The sequence below is a fragment of the Methyloglobulus sp. genome (genome assembly GCF_040079455.1).
GTDB lineage: Bacteria > Pseudomonadota > Gammaproteobacteria > Methylococcales > Methylomonadaceae > Methyloglobulus.
Window position 1 is genome coordinate 1 of sequence record NZ_JBEBKJ010000011.1, and the last position, 17797, is coordinate 17797.

19 protein-coding genes and 1 tRNA gene are annotated in these 17797 nt (G+C 45.3%); 10 read left to right on the forward strand and 10 right to left on the reverse strand.

Annotated features, from left to right (window positions below; translation table 11 throughout):
- Window positions 1-493, forward strand: a 493-nt coding sequence (locus ABL924_RS04205) for a Tn3 family transposase (protein WP_349025817.1), incomplete at its 5' end; no start/stop codon positions are given.
- Between the two features lie 118 nt (window positions 494-611).
- Here the strand turns inward: ABL924_RS04205 and pth are convergent.
- The 7 genes from pth to ABL924_RS04240 all read right to left on the reverse strand — a co-directional run bounded on the left by pth (window position 612) and on the right by ABL924_RS04240 (window position 6183).
- Entirely contained in the window at window positions 612-1178 is a 567-nt protein-coding gene (gene pth, locus ABL924_RS04210) for an aminoacyl-tRNA hydrolase (RefSeq protein ID WP_349025876.1), read from the reverse strand.
- 16 nt (window positions 1179-1194) lie between these two features.
- A complete protein-coding gene (locus tag ABL924_RS04215; RefSeq protein WP_349025818.1) occupies window positions 1195-1827 on the reverse strand; it encodes a 50S ribosomal protein L25/general stress protein Ctc in 633 nt (210 codons plus the stop codon).
- A gap of 72 nt (window positions 1828-1899) precedes the next feature.
- On the reverse strand, window positions 1900-2838 hold the full coding sequence (locus ABL924_RS04220; protein ID WP_349025877.1) for a ribose-phosphate diphosphokinase: 939 nt from the start codon (window positions 2836-2838) through the stop codon (window positions 1900-1902).
- A 55-nt stretch (window positions 2839-2893) separates the two neighbouring features.
- A tRNA-Gln gene (locus tag ABL924_RS04225) sits at window positions 2894-2968 on the reverse strand.
- Window positions 2969-3847: a 4-(cytidine 5'-diphospho)-2-C-methyl-D-erythritol kinase gene (gene ispE / locus ABL924_RS04230; RefSeq protein ID WP_349025878.1), complete on the reverse strand. Its 879-nt coding sequence runs from the start codon at window positions 3845-3847 to the stop codon at window positions 2969-2971.
- Window positions 3837-4430 carry a lipoprotein insertase outer membrane protein LolB gene (gene lolB, locus ABL924_RS04235; protein WP_349025819.1) on the reverse strand — a complete coding sequence of 198 codons (594 nt, stop codon included), beginning with the start codon at window positions 4428-4430 and terminating at the stop codon, window positions 3837-3839. The genes ispE and lolB overlap by 11 nt, the downstream gene beginning before the upstream one ends.
- A gap of 1 nt (window position 4431) precedes the next feature.
- Entirely contained in the window at window positions 4432-6183 is a 1752-nt protein-coding gene (locus ABL924_RS04240) for a tetratricopeptide repeat protein (protein WP_349025820.1), read from the reverse strand.
- A gap of 302 nt (window positions 6184-6485) precedes the next feature.
- Between ABL924_RS04240 and hemA the strand changes: the two genes are divergently transcribed.
- From hemA to ABL924_RS04280, 8 genes are all read left to right on the forward strand, one after another.
- The gene (hemA, locus tag ABL924_RS04245) at window positions 6486-7742 is read left to right on the forward strand and encodes a glutamyl-tRNA reductase (protein ID WP_349025821.1); all 1257 of its coding nucleotides are present in this window, start codon (window positions 6486-6488) and stop codon (window positions 7740-7742) included.
- A gap of 83 nt (window positions 7743-7825) precedes the next feature.
- Window positions 7826-8911: a peptide chain release factor 1 gene (gene prfA, locus ABL924_RS04250; protein WP_349025822.1), complete on the forward strand. Its 1086-nt coding sequence runs from the start codon at window positions 7826-7828 to the stop codon at window positions 8909-8911.
- 5 nt (window positions 8912-8916) lie between these two features.
- Entirely contained in the window at window positions 8917-9765 is an 849-nt protein-coding gene (gene prmC, locus ABL924_RS04255) for a peptide chain release factor N(5)-glutamine methyltransferase (protein ID WP_349025823.1), read from the forward strand.
- Window positions 9766-9838: 73 nt separating this feature from the next.
- The gene (locus tag ABL924_RS04260; protein ID WP_349025824.1) at window positions 9839-10261 is read left to right on the forward strand and encodes a M67 family metallopeptidase; all 423 of its coding nucleotides are present in this window, start codon (window positions 9839-9841) and stop codon (window positions 10259-10261) included.
- Window positions 10262-10361: 100 nt separating this feature from the next.
- Entirely contained in the window at window positions 10362-11528 is a 1167-nt protein-coding gene (locus ABL924_RS04265) for an ATP-binding protein (protein WP_349025825.1), read from the forward strand.
- Window positions 11521-12219 (forward strand): hypothetical protein, encoded by a 699-nt coding sequence (locus ABL924_RS04270; protein WP_349025826.1) that lies wholly within the window; start codon window positions 11521-11523, stop codon window positions 12217-12219. The genes ABL924_RS04265 and ABL924_RS04270 overlap by 8 nt, the downstream gene beginning before the upstream one ends.
- Window positions 12220-12336: 117 nt before the next feature.
- Window positions 12337-12858 carry a lipocalin family protein gene (locus tag ABL924_RS04275; RefSeq protein WP_349025827.1) on the forward strand — a complete coding sequence of 174 codons (522 nt, stop codon included), beginning with the start codon at window positions 12337-12339 and terminating at the stop codon, window positions 12856-12858.
- A gap of 11 nt (window positions 12859-12869) precedes the next feature.
- Entirely contained in the window at window positions 12870-13325 is a 456-nt protein-coding gene (locus tag ABL924_RS04280) for an SRPBCC family protein (protein WP_349025828.1), read from the forward strand.
- Window positions 13326-13338: 13 nt separating this feature from the next.
- Here the strand turns inward: ABL924_RS04280 and ABL924_RS04285 are convergent, their stop codons facing one another.
- The 3 genes from ABL924_RS04285 to ABL924_RS04295 form a co-directional block, all read right to left on the reverse strand.
- On the reverse strand, window positions 13339-13566 hold the full coding sequence (locus ABL924_RS04285) for a hypothetical protein (protein WP_349025829.1): 228 nt from the start codon (window positions 13564-13566) through the stop codon (window positions 13339-13341).
- A gap of 37 nt (window positions 13567-13603) precedes the next feature.
- A complete protein-coding gene (locus ABL924_RS04290) occupies window positions 13604-13918 on the reverse strand; it encodes an H-NS histone family protein (RefSeq protein ID WP_349025830.1) in 315 nt (104 codons plus the stop codon).
- A 103-nt stretch (window positions 13919-14021) separates the two neighbouring features.
- On the reverse strand, window positions 14022-14645 hold the full coding sequence (locus tag ABL924_RS04295) for a DUF2914 domain-containing protein (RefSeq protein ID WP_349025831.1): 624 nt from the start codon (window positions 14643-14645) through the stop codon (window positions 14022-14024).
- 322 nt (window positions 14646-14967) lie between these two features.
- On the opposite strand from ABL924_RS04295, the gene ABL924_RS04300 reads away from it, so the two are divergent.
- Window positions 14968-17796: a 2-oxoglutarate dehydrogenase E1 component gene (locus ABL924_RS04300; protein WP_349025879.1), complete on the forward strand. Its 2829-nt coding sequence runs from the start codon at window positions 14968-14970 to the stop codon at window positions 17794-17796.
- Window position 17797: the final 1 nt, after the last annotated feature.

The window sequence follows — 17797 nt, forward strand, 5'->3', positions numbered from 1 at the left end:
TTTCAGCCGAATACCGCCCATTAAGGTGAATGCCAATTCAAAAAAATCGGCTTTTGACCAGTCAGCCGGAGTTTCTGCTGTTTGTGCAAAGGTCTCAGACGATATTTCGTTGAGACAAAATGTTCAACGGGCACTCAACCGGGGCGAAGCGTATCACCAATTGCAAAGGGCAATCACCCATCCAAATGGCGGACGGTTTAAAGGCACAACCGAATACGAAATTGCCATTGAAAGCGACTGTAGCCGCCTCATTGCGAACGCGATCATTTATTACAATGCCAAGATGCTTTCCGTGCTATTGGCCCGTTTGGAATCAGAGGGAAAAGAAGATGAGGCGGCGCTAGTAAAACGCCTATCGCCAGTCGCATGGCGGCATATCAATCTGTTTGGTAGATATGAGTTCAATGGTGATCTGCAACTGCCAGATATTGACGAAATTATCCGTCATATTCACTTAAAGAAGAAATCCAGTCCGGTCACAGTAGATATATAGCTACAACCTTGACAGCGGCTACGAACTCAGGCTACTGGTACTTTTGGAGGCGTTTCACACAAAACCCCTTCATGTGCTTTGTTTATGGGAAGCTCAAAAGATAATTAAACCGCCTTATTTAGCTATTGAGCTTATTCATCACTGCCGCTATGTCGCCAGCAATTATTTGATCGATAAACTCTTTGCCTTGGTCTATCGCTGAGAGCATAAGCTGACCTTCATTTTTGGACGGAGCGGATAATACGTAATCCGCAACGACCACTCTAGCAGGAGGACGACCTATTCCTATGCGCAAACGGTAAAAATCCTTAGCTCCCAGGTGCGCGATAATATCTCTCAAGCCATTATGTCCGGCGTGACCACCATCTTTCTTAAGCCTCACAACGCCAGCATCAAAATCCAGCTCATCATGGGCAACGAGAATCTCTTCTGGCGCAATTTTGTAATACCGCGCCACCTTACCTACCGACTGCCCACTGCGGTTCATAAAAGCCTGGGGCTTAAGCAACAAGACTTTTCCATGGGCAATAGTGCATTCCGCCATTAGCCCTTGAAACGCAGGTTTATTTGACCAAACACCCGACCGTTCCGAAGCCAGGCTGTCTAAAAACAAAAACCCGGCATTGTGCCGGGTTTTTTCGTATTGTTGCCCTGGATTCCCCAGGCCAACGATAAGCTTTATCATGCCTGAACTTAACGCATTACTCGGATTCTTTGTCAGCGGCATCTGCATCATCAACAGCGTCTTCTTTACTGGCTTTTGATGCCATCATAGAAACCACTGGCAAATCGTGATCAGCACCTTGATTCAAGGCAACAATTTCGACACCCTTCGGCAAAACCAAATCGGTTAGATGCAGCGTTTCGCCAATATCAAGCTTTGCCAGATCAACCTCTATATACTCAGGTAAAGCAGCAGGTAAGCAGGTAACTTCAACATCAACCATGGAGTGGGTAGAAATACCACCTTTCTTACCGCCGATAGAGCTATCTTCGTTAATAAAGTGTAACGGAACATGCACTTTAATCGCTTCTTTCATGCTGACACGTAAAAAATCCAAATGCAGGATCTGGAATTTTGCAGGATTACGCTGTACGCCCTTCAAAATGGCCTTTTCTTTTTTGCCGTCAACGGTGACATCCAGGACGTGCGAATATACCGCCTCATGCTCAAGGTGTTTCACGACCTCGTTATGGCTTAGCATTAGCATTTTTGGCTTGGCATGGCCACCATAAATCACCGCCGGCACTTTACCTTGACGGCGCACATTTCGCGCCGCGCTCGTTCCTGACTGCCCACGACTTTCAGCGACAAATTCAAATACGTTTGACATTTCAACTCAACCTCGCGCCTCAAGCGCTCTATAAACTCTAAATTACTTCAACAACTTTAAGCAGCCGCGAGATCAGTCAACGTAAAGCGAACTCACCGACTCACCTGCTGCAATGCGCCTTATGGTTTCTGCCAGCATTTCTGCAACGCTTAACTGCCTTATTTTTTCCGACCTGCTGCCTTCTACGTTAAGCGGGATAGTGTCGGTTACCACCAACTCATCTAGCACTGAGCCGTTAATATTTTTTAGCGCGCCACCTGACAACACGGCGTGGGTGCAATAAGCAACCACTTTAATCGCACCATCTGCTTTCAAAGCCTTGGCTGCGTGGCATAAGGTGCCGGCAGTATCTACCAAGTCATCAATCAACACACAGGTACGACCTTCGACATCACCAATAATGTGCATAATTTCGGACACATTGGCTTTTGGCCTGCGCTTGTCGATAATAGCAAGGTCAGCATCGTCCAAACGCTTGGCAAGCGCCCTAGCTCGAACCACACCGCCCACATCCGGCGAAACTACGATTAAATCTTTATACTGCTGCCGCCATACATCGCCCAATAACAGCGGTGATGCGTAGACATTATCAACAGGAATATCAAAAAATCCCTGGATTTGGTCAGCATGTAAATCTACTGTCAACACTCGATCTGCACCAGCTTGCTCTATCATCTGAGCAACTAGTTTGGCGGTTATCGGCACCCTTGCTGACCTTGAGCGCCTATCTTGCCTGGCATAGCCATAATAAGGCAACACTGCGGTAATTCTGGCTGCGGAGGCACGCTTAAGCGCATCCATCATCACCAGCAACTCCATCAAATTTTCGTTAGTGGGCGAACACGTTGGCTGTATGACAAAAACATCCTTACCACGGACATTTTCTTCAATTTCTACAGCAACCTCACCATCACTAAAGCGCCCAACATCCGCCATACCCAAGCGCATGTTTAGCTTTTTAACTATACCCTCGGACAAAGCCAAGTTAGCATTTCCCGAAAACACCATCATTGCGGTGTCGTTCATCCGAGCTCTCCTAAATCTTTCTTAGTCCATACGGAAATAGTGGCTGGGTCGCTAGGATTCGAACCTAGGTATGCGGAGATCAAAACCCCGTGCCTTACCGCTTGGCGACGACCCATCAATTCACGATATTAGTATGATAAACATTAAGCTTTGTAAACAAAGGCGATTCATTGACACCTTTTGCCAAATAAACAGTCCACTTGCTTTTCAGCTTGCGGTAAGCATCGGCGGCTGCATCATATGAATCAAACTGTGCAAACACACATGCACCTGTCCCCGTGAGCCTTGCTTCCGAAAACTCCGACAAGTCTTGCAACACTTCTTTAACGAGCGGATAACGCTCACAAACCACTTGAAGACAGTCGTTTTGATGATCGCCCCCAATAAAGCCCATCATTGTGATGGATTTACTATTACGTGTCAAATCTTTAGCGGAAAAAATTTCCCGTGTTTCCACATGGCAATCTGGTTTTATGATTACAAGCCATTGCTCAGGAATGCTTATTTCACTAAGCCTCTCCCCAACACCTTCGGCCCAGGCGGAATGCCCGTAAATAAACACGGGGACATCAGCCCCTAAAGACAAACCCATCATGAGCAATTTTTCTTTGGGAAGGTGCAATCCCCAAAGTTCGTTCAACACCAGTAAAGTGGTCGCGGCATCTGAGCTACCACCACCTAAACCACCACCCATAGGGAGGTTCTTTTCCACTTCGATTCGCACACCCAAATCGCAACCCGTCTCGGCTTTGAGCAGCTTTGCAGCGCATACCGTCAAATCATCCGCTTCTGCTACCCCAGGAATAGTCTTTAGCAGCCGGACTTCACCATTATCAACCGGATGAAATATCAACCAGTCGCATAAATCCACAAACTGGAACACGGTCTGCAGAAGGTGATAACCATCTTCTCGCTGCCCAATAATACGTAACATCAAATTCAATTTTGCAGGTGCAGGCCATCTTTCTGCCCAAACGGCCTGTTTACTTAGCATTTCCGCCATTCAAATCCCATTGATCGACAATCAGTTTCAATCTCGCATGACCATCCGAAACTGCCATTTTATATGGCATGGTCTCATTACCTGTTTTCAGCATTTCTTTATAAGAGATCAACCATCCGTTTTGCACAAAACCATCGACAGTTTCCTGAAAGGAATTTTCTGACTCCGGCAAGCCCACCGCCCAAAAACGCAATGACTGCAACGGCACAAATAACCCTAATTGCTGATTGATAAACTGCTCTGGCCGACTCGATGTCTGTATATTACCTCCACCTCGGTCTATTTTGACGACATCTCCAGTTAACTCAATAACCACAGCACCTTGACCTAAAGGCCCGGACAGTTTTATTTTTTCGGAATTAGGCAGATGACTCCACTCAATATTTGCCGACCATGAATCTTTTGGCGACGTTATTGCTACCCGTCCGTCCAGACGCCATTCCTGCATACCATATAGATGCACCCTGGCAGCATGAGAATATGCGCCACTCGGTACGGTCGATACGCTGGCGCATGCAGGCAGCAACAGCACAAAACAAGCTGCGCCTAGCTGTTTTGATAGTTGGAGAAACACTTTATTTGCTGGAATCTAATTTCAGGAATTTATTTTTAAATCCAAGTAGATAAGGGTCATCAGGTGAGTTACCTAAGGCATCCGCAATTAGTTTTTGGGCTTCTTCTTTTTTACCTGAAACCCATAAAACTTCCGCAAGATGTGCGGCAATCTCATTTTCGGGCTGCTTATCGTATGCCTTTTGCAGAAAGCCCAAGGCGGCTTGCCGATTGCCCATTTTGTACTTTAACCAACCATAACTGTCCAAGATTACCGCCTCGTCGGGCTTAACCTTTAAAGCATGAACCAGATAGGTTTCCGCTTCCGCATAACGCGTAGTTTTATCCGCCAAACTGTAACCCAATGCGTTTAAGGCCTCCACATTATCTGGAGCCTTGGTCAATATCCTCTTTAAATCGTCTTCCATGACATCAAGCTTACCCATCCGGTCAGCTATCAGTGCTCTGGAATAAAGCAATTCTTCTTGGTCTGGATAATTTCTCAACTCCCCAGTCAAGTAGTTGAACGCTTTTTCATGCTGCTTTTGTTGACTGTACAATTCCGCTTGAATCAACACTATACGCAGCTTTTGTTTTGGAAATTTACTCGGCAGAGTTTTTAATCGTTGCTCAGCCTTGTCAAACTGATTGTCTTTAGCCAGCAAGGAAATAGCCGTTACCGCCGCTTCAAACTGGAATGGCCCATCAGTGACTTTATCAAACCAAGCCACAGCATTTACTGTGTTATCACGCTTTTCTTCTATCTTTCCCAGATAAAAATTCGCTTGATTGTGCCATTCGGCTTGCCCAAGCAACTGCTTGAAAATATCTTCTGCTTTGTCGTCGCGGTCTAATTGCAAATGCACCAAGCCTAGAGAAAATTGGCTTTCATAATCTTTGGGATCATTGGAAATGAGCGTTTCGTATACCTCACCTGCTTCTTCATATTTAGCCGACTTGATAAGCACTTGCGCCAACATTTTTTTGAATTTTTGATTATCGGGATACTTAAGTGCGGCATTTCTCAGCAAAGTTTCAGCACGTTTAAAATCTTCTGCGTAGACAGCCATCTGCGCTTGCAGCATCAGTGCTTTATCCCAATCTGGCTGTAATTTTAAGGCGCGTTCAATTTTTCTATCAGCCAATCCTTTGTTTTTCATATCCGAAGCCAACAAGGATTGGATAAAAAAAACCGACGCTTGATCGGGATGCTTTACCGACAAGGTTTCCATCACTTCGTAGATAAATGGGACGCTGCCGTCTTTTTGTAACGCACCGGCCAATTCAAATAAGGTTTTTTCAAAACCAGCAGGATCTTGCTTTAAAAGCCCGTCCAACTGCTCGACAGACTGTTGTTTATCTTCAGATTTTAGCGCCGAAAGTGCGGCAATTTTTCTGGCAGAAAGATTTTTTGGATCTTGTTTCAACCATAAGGAAACGGCTTCATTGGTCTTATTGCCGTCTTTCATGTACATGGCGATCATTGCTGCGCGTTCAGTCAGCCGTGGATCGTGGACGCGCTTTGCGGCTTCCAGATAGCCTTCCAAGGCAACATCATACTGGCCTCGTTGTCCGGCGATTTCCGCCGTCATCAACATAAACAGCACGTCAGGATCAATGGAGGCTTTATCTTCCTTATGTTCACTTTTACTCTGGGGTTTGGCCAACCCAATCGGTTTTACAGCCGCTTTAGGTGTAACAGCCTGTTCCGGTGCAGTCGCACAAGCAGTAAGAAAAACGAGGGAAATAACTGAAAACAATCTTAAAATTGACACAGACGATCCTATCTTTAATTCACAAAATATCTCGCATAGATTAGCAGAAATCCCAATTGGTTCAGACTGTTAATTTATTTTTACACTATTGTACAGTTAATCAGATAGTTACTAAATATTTAAAATACTACTGCCGTACATAAGCAATAATTTTATCTTAAGTAGATCATCGTATACTTTTTCGATTAAGCAATACCTTTTTGTACAATAGTTTGCTGATAACACTAGCCCTATTGGAGTCCAACTCAATCCTCTTTTTCAAATCTGTTACAATTTGCATAACCCGTTCATTTTTTTAGCTCATGACACTTTTAGCCGTCGGAATAAATTATAACACCGCGCCAGTTGCGATTCGTGAGCGCCTGTCATTCCCTGCTGACACCTTATTTACGTCCTTAAAAGAATTACGGCAAGTCCGTGAAATCAGCGAAGCCGCCATTCTTTCGACCTGCAACCGCACTGAATTCTACTGCACGACCACGACCGCCAATGAGCAATTCCTGATTGATTGGGTTGCAGAAACCAAAAACATTGATGTCGCTAGTTTTAAGCCCTATCTGTACACCCATGCCGATAATCAGCTAATCCGGCACATGTTTCGCGTCGCCTGCGGCCTGGATTCCATGATCTTGGGCGAGCCGCAAATACTCGGCCAGATGAAATCGGCTTACCAATCAGCCTGTGAAGCGGGTACTTTAGGAAAACATTTAGGCAGACTTTTCCAGCAAACTTTTACTGCTGCTAAGAAAGTCCGCACCGATACCGCAATCGGCTCCAGCCCAGTTTCGGTTGCATTTGCCGCAGTCCAACTTGCACAGCAGATCAATGACAACCTTAAAGAACAAACCGCATTATTAATCGGTGCTGGCGAAACTATCGAGCTTACTGCGAGACATTTACGCCAACAAGGCATAGGCCGCATTATTATCGCCAACCGAACCCTTGCCAAGGCACAAGCCTTAGCAGAACAATTTAACGGGGCAGCGATCACCTTAGCTGACATCCCTTTGCATTTGGTAGAAGCGGACATCGTCATTTCATCCACGGCCAGCCAATTGCCCATTTTGGGCAAAGGCAGCGTCGAAAGTGCTTTGAAAAAACGCAGGTACAAACCGATATTCATGGTGGACCTTGCCGTTCCACGGGACATTGAAGCTGAAGTCGAGCAGCTTAGAGACGTGTATCTTTATACCGTCGATGATTTGCAAAACACCATCGACCAAAATATGGATTCGCGCCGTCGTGCCGCCGAGCAAGCCGAAGAGATTATCGACACCCAAGTCGATTATTTTTTGACCTGGTTACGCGCCGAGAACGCACAAACGACGATACGCGACTACCGCTTGCAATCCGAACAACTCCGCGACGAAGCCTTGCAGAAAGCACTGGCCTTATTAAAAAACGGCAGTACGCCCGAAGAAGCACTGACACGTCTCGCTTACGGTCTGACTAATAAACTGATCCACACCCCCAGCACCCAAATTCGTGATGCTGCTGCTAATGAAAGACATGATGTGATTGCAGCTGCACACGAAATTTTTAAACTGAACAAAAAGTAAGCCGCAAGGCTAAAGGCACAAAACAGCAAAAAAACCTTGCGCCTTTAGCCTTGGGTCTACCTACAACACAATGATTTATTACAATGAAGCCTTCGATACAACTCAAATTAGAAAGCCTTTGCGAACGCTACGATGAAATAGCGGCGTTATTATCCGAGCCAAGCATTCAAAATAACCAGAACAAATTTCGTGCCTTAAGCCAGGAATACGCGCAAATTACACCACTGGTTGAAGTTTACAAAAAACGTGTCGAAGCCCTAACCCAGAAGGCTTCTGCCGTTGAAATGGCTAATGATAGTGATTCAGAGCTACGAGAATTAGCTAAGGAAGAAGTTGCCGAAGCAGAGCAAACCATTAGCGACCTTGAACATGAGCTGCAAGTCCTGCTGTTACCTAAAGATCCTAACGATACCCGTAACATATTCCTTGAAATCCGTGCGGGAACGGGCGGTGACGAAGCCGCGATCTTCTCCGGCGACTTGTCCCGCATGTACCAACGCTATGCGGAAAGAAAAGGCTGGCAGACTGAAATTATCAGTGAAAACCAAGGTGAGCACGGCGGTTATAAGGAAGTTATCCTGCGTGTTTCTGGGCGTGACGTGTACTCCCAACTAAAGTTTGAATCCGGCACTCACCGCGTGCAGCGCGTACCAGAAACCGAATCACAAGGCCGTATCCACACCTCGGCTTGTACCGTTGCCATCATGCCAGAAGTCGAGGAAGTCGATGCCATCGACATTAATCCAGCCGATCTCAAGGTGGATACTTACCGTTCATCAGGCGCGGGCGGCCAACACGTCAACAAGACCGAATCTGCCATCCGCATCACCCATATACCAAGTGGCGTGGTGGTCGAATGCCAGGATGAACGCTCCCAACACAAAAACCGCGCACGGGCAATGTCCCTGTTGGCTTCCCGATTGCTGTCTGCCGAGCAAGAAAAACATCACGCCGAACAATCCCTCACGCGCAAGCTGCAAGTCGGCAGCGGCGACCGTTCTGAACGCATTCGCACTTATAATTACCCACAAGGCCGCTTGACTGACCACCGCATCAATTTGACCTTATACAAGCTGGAAGATATCATGCAAGGCGGCCTGGAGCATGTGGTTCAACCTTTGGTCAGCGAACATCAGGCAGAACTCCTCACGCAACTGGGTGATGAATAAACGCCGTGCAGAGCATCAAAACAGTTCTAGCAGACGCTGTAAAGTCGCTAGAAATAGTATCAGATTCAGCACTACTGGATGCGGAAATCCTGCTTTGCAATGCATTGGGTAAAGAACGAACCTATTTACGCGCTTGGCTGGATAAAGACCTTCACCCTGAGCAGATAGCCGCTTTTAATCTCTTATTGCAGCAAAGACAACAAGGCAAACCCATTGCTTATATCACTGGCAAGCGAGAATTTTGGTCGCGGGATTTTCAAGTGACACCGGATGTGCTGATTCCAAGGCCTGATACCGAATTGCTCATCGAACTCAGCTTGGCACTGATACCGGCAAGCCAGCCTTACAAAATCATTGACTTAGGCACAGGATCCGGCATTATCGCCGTCACGCTTGCCGCAGAACGGCCTCATGCCCACATCAGAGCAACGGATATTAGCGCAGCCGCCTTAGCTTGTGCGAAGGCCAATGCAGCTAAACATAACGTCGAACATATCAAGTTTCACCAAAGCAGCTGGTTCGATAGCATTCCCGATGGCAAATTTAACCTCATTATTAGCAACCCGCCTTACGTGACTGAGGACGACGAACACTTACAACAAGGTAACTTGCGTTTTGAACCGCTTACAGCCCTCATTTCTGCTCAGCAGGGCTTAAGCGATATAAAAACGATTGCCGAAACTGCCTGCAATCGACTCGAAAACGGCGGTTATTTACTAGTCGAACATGGCTATAATCAACGCGAAGACGTACAAAATATTTTTAGAGCGCTCGGTTATCAACAGGTACAAACCCATACCGATTTATCAGGACAACCGCGTGTAACTTCTGGACAATACCTATCGCAGCCTTGAAAAGGCTTTTACAATGCTATCCCTAACCTTGTCCCCAAGAGAGAAAGTTACGTTTGCAAAATAAGGAATCGAAATGACCCAAACCACAGAAACCCAAATACCCCGCAAACTAACCAACCAGTTATTGCATCTGGCGCAATTATCGCCTGACCTTGAAGTTTGCGGACTTGTTGGCAGCAAAAACGGTATTCCCCGCACTTGCTACCCCATAACCAACACAGCCGAACATCCCCAACAACGATTCTTACTTGATGCCAAACAGCAAATTACCGCGATGGCAGACATGCGTAATCAGGGTGAAGAGCTGTTCGCCATTTACCACTCACACCCGAAAGCACCTGCCCAACCCTCCATTTACGACCTGGAAGCCGCCGCTTACCCTGATGCGCTGTATCTTATTATCTCGTTGAACATCAAAGGCGTATTGGAAATGCGCGGATTTAAAATTAACCAGCAAAAAGCGCAGGAAGTTGCGTTGTCGTTGTTGGAAAAATGATCTTACCTAGGCAATAATAGTGGTCACACAACGCCAAACTCTTCAATCTTCCTTATTTGAGGAAGACTATTTGCTTCGCGAACTTGGTCAGGTGGCGCACGTGCCGCAAGTTGCTTTGACTGAACTAGTTGCCAACGCTTGGGATGCCGGGGCATCCAGTGTTGACCTGCGACTTCCAACTGAAATTGGCGGAATGTTAACTGTGTCTGATGACGGTCATGGTATGACACCAAACCAATTTATCAAGCGTTGGATGACATTGCGCTATGACCGATTAAAACACCAAGGGTCTAATGTGGAGTTCCCTCATGGAAGAGTCGCACACCAACGTAAAGCCTATGGTCGTAATGGTGTCGGACGACATGGTTTATTATGTTTTGGTGACGAATACCGTGTAGAAACTTGGCGCGATGATAAGCTAGCGACCTTCGTAGTCAGTACGGAATCCGGACCAAGCCCCTTCGTGCTTCGCCAACAAGAAATCGGTGTCCGCAAAGGGAGCGGAACCCAACTGACTGTAAAAGTCGAGCGTCATCTCCCAGAAGCTGATGAAATCTTGACTGTGCTGTCGGCTCGTTTTATTCATGATCCCGAATTTGTTATTCGCGTTAACGGTGTTTCACGTACTTTCAGTGAAATTGAGGGAAAAGTCAGTGAAACTCCGCTCGAATTAACTAAAGGTTATATGGCAACTGTTATTGTCATCGATTCAACCCGCGTTAATCACTCTGCCTTACACCAAGGTGTGGCATTCTGGGCAGGTCGTCGTTTGGTTGGCAACCCTTCTTGGGCTATCGGGCAGGTCGCTAATTTTGATGGACGGACGCGATTCGCCCGCCGTTACAAAGTGATCGTCGACACCCAAGGATATGAAGACGAAATTGATCAGGATTGGACTGGATTCAAAAGCTCGGATCTGGTGCGCGAACTATACCAAAAGACCGCCGAACTCATCCGCGAAGTTGCACAGACTCTTGCCGCCGAGATTGTTGAGGAATCTTCTGCAGATGCTTTGTCTCAGAACCGTTCGGAACTCGCCACCCTTGGGCAGGGTGCACAACGCGAGGTGGCTGAATTTACAAAAGCAATTGCTCAGGCACACCCAACCATCTCTCCAGAATTCTTAGTTACTGCTGTAAACGCAGTCATTAACTTAGAAAAGTCCAAAAGTGGTGCGGCCTTATTGCAGAAATTATCTTCCCTTCCAAGAGATGATATTGAAGGATTGGATATGCTACTGGCCGAATGGACGGTAAAAGATGCTTAGAGTACTCGATGAAATCGACAGTCGACTCAGCGTCGTTGAGACGATCAGAAGAATCGCAGACGACCCTGCTACCGATGAACTACATACGCTGCACCCACTGATTCTTCGTTCACGTTGGCTCTTTGGACCTGAATTTGAATCTGAAGAGTACTGTTCCAATGTAACTCTACAAACGGTGGCGCGGGAATTGTTCAAAAAGCAAGATGCTCAATTTATCAATGACAAGCATCGACCAGACATCGTAGTGCTTCCCGACACAACCACAGTACAACTGACTGGAATCGAATCGTTTGACCGTACTGATTCAACTTTGCTTCGGCTAGAACACATTCTTCTGATTGAGCTGAAAAAAGGAGGCTTCAAGATCACCCGTTCCGAGGTTAATCAAGCAGATGGTTACGTTCAAGACATAGCTTCATCGGGCGCTATATCTGGAACACCTTACATTTGTGCGTGGGTCGTTGGGCAGAGCGTCGCCTCTGGGGTAGCAAGCGATAAAGAAGTTGGCGATCAGAACCGAAAGTATGGTCGTGTCCGGGCAACCACATTCGGCACGCTAGTTGCCACTGCAAATCGGCGGCTGTTAAAACTCAGAGATCGTTTATCAACACGTTATGGAAAGATTCCTACTGATGTTCTTTTAGAACGGGTACTATCTAAACCTCAGCAGGATGATGTTCCATTTCGTTAAAGCTAGGTTATGAAGTAGGCTATGCGTACCATTAAACCAAGCCTTAAACCCTGCCTTTACCTCCCTACCTGTTACATTTAAGGTCAACTCTAATCATGAAAAAACACCCATAAACCAATGAAATACATAACCTTACTAATATTTACCTTCCTCACCGCCTGCGTCGGAATCCCCGAAGGCATTAAACCCATCAGCAACTTTGATGTTAACCGATACATCGGTGTGTGGTATGAGATCGCCAGGCTGGACAACCGTTTTGAACGGGGTTTGAGCCAGATTTCGGCAGAATACCGCTTAAGGGACGATGGCGGATTAACCGTCATCAACAGTGGTTATAATATCGAATCAGGCAAACGTGAGTACGCTGAGGGCAAGGCTTATTTTACTGGCAACCCCGATGTCGGCAGCCTAAAAGTGTCTTTTTTCGGACCGTTTTATGGCGGCTATCACATTATCGAGTTGGATAGGGAAAATTACAGCTATGTGATGATTGCGGGTTCTGACCGCGACTATTTATGGATTCTTTCGCGCACACCCAAGCTGGACGAGATAGTTTTAAACGGCCTGATAGCTAAAGCGAAAACCTTGGGCTTTAAAACCGAGCAATTGATTTTTCCCGAGCAATTACCCACCAATTGATCTCGCTTTCTATGAAAATCTACCAGTTGTATCACCGTCAAGCGTTAAGTTTGCCGATACAGGAGGCGTGGGCTTTTTTCTCGTCACCTTACAATCTTAACGACATTACGCCGGATTTTTTTCATGTTACCGTCACCTCCAAAGTACCGGAAAAAATTTACAGCGGCTTAATGATTAGTTATGAGATGAAAGCAGTCTTTGGTATTTCAATGGCTTGGCTGTCAGAAATCAGCCACTGCGATGAACCCAAACGCTTCGTCTACGAACAACGCATCGGCCCGTTTAGACTCTGGAGTCATGAGGTCTGCTTAACTGAACAAGACGGCAGTATCGTGATGGAAGACATTGTTTTTTATGCGATGCCGCTGGGGCTTATCGGTCAATTACTCAATAAGTTTTTGATCGCCGATAAGCTAGACAGGATATTTACTGTTCGGCATAATTACTTGGAGGCGCGTTGGGGTTAAGGGGCGAAAAGCCTTAAAGGCCAGTGACTGGGCTGGAAGTAATGGCCTTTAGGTGCTTACCTAGCAGCAAACCTTTGCAACGCCCATACCCTTGCACATTCAAGTGGCACACATAGCCATAATCGTTTTCGGTAAGCTCCAAGGCTTGCCTGCGCCATGCCTCCCCAAAATCATTAGATCTCCTGCTGCTGTTCTGTAGAAAATAACTGCATTGGCTTGGGCAAGATTGGGTTTTTGGCAATCTAATGTGTTCGTTTTTCCATGTGTTGTAGCTTTAATTACACCTTAAACTCAGAGCGGTCATGTCCTTTATCGAGTAAGGCTCGCATCCACTTAGGTGTCATCCCTCGCCCTGTCCAGGTTTTTTCAGCATCTTGGGGGTGGCGGTATTTAATAGCGACTTTAGAAACAGTGCGAGGGGATTTTTTCCCATTCTCATGTATTTCCACAGTAGCATCGATAGATGCGGCCAACTCTTTAATCTTGGCAATAATTTCTTTTCGCTTATTAACTTGCTTGTTTTTTAACGCAACTTCCGCCCGTTCAATAACTGCTTTCAGCTCATTTTCTGAAAGATTTTGATAATCACTCATTTTGCTATTCCTGGATAAATATAAATCGACAACGTCCTATCATTCCCTTTTTAAGAGATATCGCAATAGTTATTTATTACTAATAGATTACCGTAAGCTAAACTTATTTTAACTCCAGATTAAAGCTTTGCTCAGCCAGTTTATTTCTTGATTCGTCGACCACTCTGACTATCCAATCATTATTTGTCGTATAAGTAATGACTTGTTTACTTGCAGTACGCCAGGGATCAGCAGATATATTCACTTTTTTTCGTGATATAAGCTCACCATTTAACCACCATTCATGGAAGACGGCTTTACCTTTCATGCCTTTTAATTCAATAAAATAATGAATCCATAAGGTTTCTTTTTTGTCTATTTTTAGTGGTAAGGCTATAGTATCAACAGGTTCGCTTTTCTTGATTTCACGAGTTAATTGAGCCCTAACGACTAGATTACTATTATCTACTTTAGGGTTTTCTGCAGCGTTAATAACCGTATCGGGCTGGCTTTTAGTTTCAGGCGCTTGCTTTGGCAAAGCTAACTGTGCGCTGCCATCACTCTTTTTGTCATCACTGTCGGTAAAATAAAATATCGATAAAAGCACCATCAGGACACTACCTAACGCCAATCCTATTCGTTTAAGATTCCATTCCGTTGTTATCCCTGAAGCCGAAAGTGACTTTCCTGATGTTTTCCCAGCTGCGGGGTACTTAACTTTGATGACGATATTTTTGTTTTCTGGCATAAATATACTGACCCTATCAGGTGAACCCAAACGATAATGCTTTAAAATCAAACTATAGCATAGTTTTTGTCGAATAAAATGTTATACCTTGTTAATATACCAGCATAGGTTTAGCTAGTGAAAGTTTGTTAGGAATAGTCTTTATCTGCTTAAATGGGCAAGACTTTTTCTGCTAGTCTCAGAATCATAAGAATGGATTTGAGACTATTTAAACTGACATAATCTGTTAGCCAAGTCTTTCCGTATGTTAAAAACATTAAAAGGAACTTTTTTGGTTTTTTGAAGTTCTTTTCGTAAGTAGCTTTCGCAGAATTATGTGGATATTTTAATGTCACTACTTAAATTTTTTCAAGACTCCTCTTCCCTTAACGGTGGTAATGCCACTTTTATTGAAAACCTCTATGAGCGATTTCTGGAAGATCCAGAATCAGTTGAGCCGGGCTGGCGAGCACAATTCCGCGAAATACATAACGGAGCTAATTATGAGATTGCACATAGCCCCATCGTGGAACGTTTTGGGCAACTGGCATTAAAACCGCAAAGCCGAATTGCACAACTCCAAGGCTTTACTGAAGTAAGCGTAAAAAAACAGTCAGCCGTCGCACGGTTGATTAATCATTACCGCGTTCGTGGTCATCAAATTGCCAGCAATAACCCACTTGGCTCTGACATTCCATACCCTACTGACATGGATTCCGCTTATTATGGGCTGTCCGAACTGGATATGGACACTTTGTTTGACACTGGCGCACTCTATGGCGCTGACCGACTGCCATTACGAGAAATTATCAGCCGTCTCCAGGAAATTTATTGCGGTAGCATTGGCTCTGAGTACATGCACATTGTCGATACCAATATTAGACGCTGGGTGATTACTCGTATTGAAAGCTACACGGCTGATTTAAAAATAGAGTCAGAAAAAAAACTGTGGCTTTTACAATTACTAACTGCTGCGGAAGGCATTGAACATTATCTACAGAATAAATTTGTGGGTCAGAAACGTTTCTCACTTGAGGGTGGCGAATCACTGATCCCGATTTTAGATGAACTTATTCAAAACTCCGGCACTAAAGGGGTAAAGGAAATCGTTATGGGTATGGCGCATCGTGGCCGCCTTAACGTTTTGACTAACATCTTAGGCAAAAGCCCTTCCAGCTTGTTCAACGAATTTGCCGGAACAACTTCACCCTCACCCGGCGTTAGCTCGGGTGATGTGAAATACCATATGGGCTTTTCATCTGATATTGATACTCCGGGGGGCGCTGTTCATTTAACGTTGGCATTTAATCCATCACACTTGGAAATCATCAATCCGGTGGTCGAAGGTTCGGTAAAAGCCCGCCAGGATCGTGCAGGAAAAGACGGTAAAAACACGGTAATCCCAGTGCTAATTCATGGTGATGCTGCATTTTCTGGGCAAGGCATCATCATGGAAACATTAAATATGTCGCAAACCCGTGCGTTTAACACGGGCGGCACTGTCCATATTGTCATCAATAACCAGATCGGTTTTACAACCAGCAATCCACTCGATGCACGTTCAACCCTTTATTGCACCGACGTAGCCAGTATGATCCAGGCACCGGTTTTTCATGTCAACGGCGATGATCCAGAAGCAGTCATGTTTGTAACCAAGCTAGCACTTGATTTCAGGATGACCTTTAACAAAGATGTCGTGATAGATCTTATTTGCTATCGCCGCTTGGGTCATAATGAGGCGGACGAACCAGCTACTACCCAGCCGTTAATGTACAAAAAAATCCGCAGTCACAAAACCACCCGTAGGATTTATGCTGAAAAGCTAATCAAGGAAAATACGATTACGGATAAACAATCAACCAGCATGGAATTGGCTTATCAACAACAGCTTGAGGCCGGCGTTATTGTTTCGAGACCCGTCCTTGACAGCAATATTTATTCATATAGTGCCCAATGGAATAACTTCCTGAATCAAGATTGGGACGCTCCAGCACATACGGCGGTTTCTATTGACCACTTACGTTTTTGTAATGACCGAATGCTGCGTTTACCGACAGGTTTTGAATTGCATCCAAGAGTTGCTAAGGTGATGGATAATCGCCGCAAAATGGCAGCAGGCGGAATGCCTTTAGACTGGGGTTTTGCTGAAAATATGGCGTATGCTACTTTGCTCATGGACAAATTTCATATTCGGCTGACCGGACAGGATGTTGGACGCGGAACTTTTGTTCACCGTCATGCTGTACTACACAACCAAATAAATAATAAAACTTATAAGCCACTTAAACATCTTGATAAAGATCAGGGGCGCGCACAAATTTATGACTCATTGCTTTCTGAAGCAGGTGTTTTGGGTTTTGAATACGGTTACAGCACGACAATGCCCAACACGTTGGTAGTCTGGGAAGCTCAATTCGGTGATTTTGCCAATGGCGCTCAAGTCGTGATCGACCAGTTTATCAGCTCTGGTGAAACCAAATGGGGACGTTTATGTGGACTTGTGATGTTGCTACCCCACGGCTTTGAAGGCCAAGGCCCGGAACATTCTTCGGCTAGACTGGAACGTTATTTACAACTATGCGCTGAACATAACATCCAGGTGTGTAGTCCGACTACGCCAGCGCAAATTTTTCACCTATTACGCCGTCAACTCATTCGTGTATACAGAAAGCCGATTATAGTGATGAGTCCAAAAAGCTTATTACGTCATAAACTAGCGATCTCAACACTTGAGGATCTGACCAACGGAGAATTTCTACCTGTTATCGGCGAACAGGACGCTATTGATTCTAAGGAGATTACGCGCTTAGTATTTTGTGCCGGCAAGGTTTATTATGATTTACTAGAAACGCGGAGGCAAGATGGGTTAAAAAATGTCGCTATTGCGCGTATCGAACAGCTGTATCCTTTTCCGGCAGAACTTTTTAAGACGGAAATTGCAAGATACCCAAATTTGAAAGATTTTATTTGGTGTCAGGAAGAGCCTCAAAACCAAGGCGCTTGGTATCAATCAAAGCATCATTTTACCGACAATCTGGAATTCCATATCAGTGTAACCTATGTTGGGCGGGAGGCATCGGCATCACCGGCTGTGGGGCATTTTCATGTCCATATAGAACAACAAAAAACTGTCGTACAAACTGCCTTATACGGAAAACCTTCAGGAAAATAAC

Excerpts from the sequence above, each read along its gene's own strand:
- ispE (WP_349025878.1), bottom strand. The coding sequence starts at position 3,847 with ATGCTAAGTAAACAGGCCGTTTGGGCAGAAAGATGGCCTGCACCTGCA.
- ABL924_RS04280 (WP_349025828.1), top strand. The coding sequence starts at position 12,870 with ATGAAAATCTACCAGTTGTATCACCGTCAAGCGTTAAGTTTGCCGATA.
- hemA (WP_349025821.1), top strand. The coding sequence starts at position 6,486 with ATGACACTTTTAGCCGTCGGAATAAATTATAACACCGCGCCAGTTGCG.
- prfA (WP_349025822.1), top strand. The coding sequence starts at position 7,826 with ATGAAGCCTTCGATACAACTCAAATTAGAAAGCCTTTGCGAACGCTAC.
- ABL924_RS04270 (WP_349025826.1), top strand. The coding sequence starts at position 11,521 with ATGCTTAGAGTACTCGATGAAATCGACAGTCGACTCAGCGTCGTTGAG.
- ABL924_RS04290 (WP_349025830.1), bottom strand. The coding sequence starts at position 13,918 with ATGAGTGATTATCAAAATCTTTCAGAAAATGAGCTGAAAGCAGTTATT.
- ABL924_RS04215 (WP_349025818.1), bottom strand. The coding sequence starts at position 1,827 with ATGTCAAACGTATTTGAATTTGTCGCTGAAAGTCGTGGGCAGTCAGGA.
- ABL924_RS04220 (WP_349025877.1), bottom strand. The coding sequence starts at position 2,838 with ATGATGGTGTTTTCGGGAAATGCTAACTTGGCTTTGTCCGAGGGTATA.
- ABL924_RS04260 (WP_349025824.1), top strand. The coding sequence starts at position 9,839 with ATGACCCAAACCACAGAAACCCAAATACCCCGCAAACTAACCAACCAG.
- pth (WP_349025876.1), bottom strand. The coding sequence starts at position 1,178 with ATGATAAAGCTTATCGTTGGCCTGGGGAATCCAGGGCAACAATACGAA.
- ABL924_RS04295 (WP_349025831.1), bottom strand. The coding sequence starts at position 14,645 with ATGCCAGAAAACAAAAATATCGTCATCAAAGTTAAGTACCCCGCAGCT.
- ABL924_RS04275 (WP_349025827.1), top strand. The coding sequence starts at position 12,337 with ATGAAATACATAACCTTACTAATATTTACCTTCCTCACCGCCTGCGTC.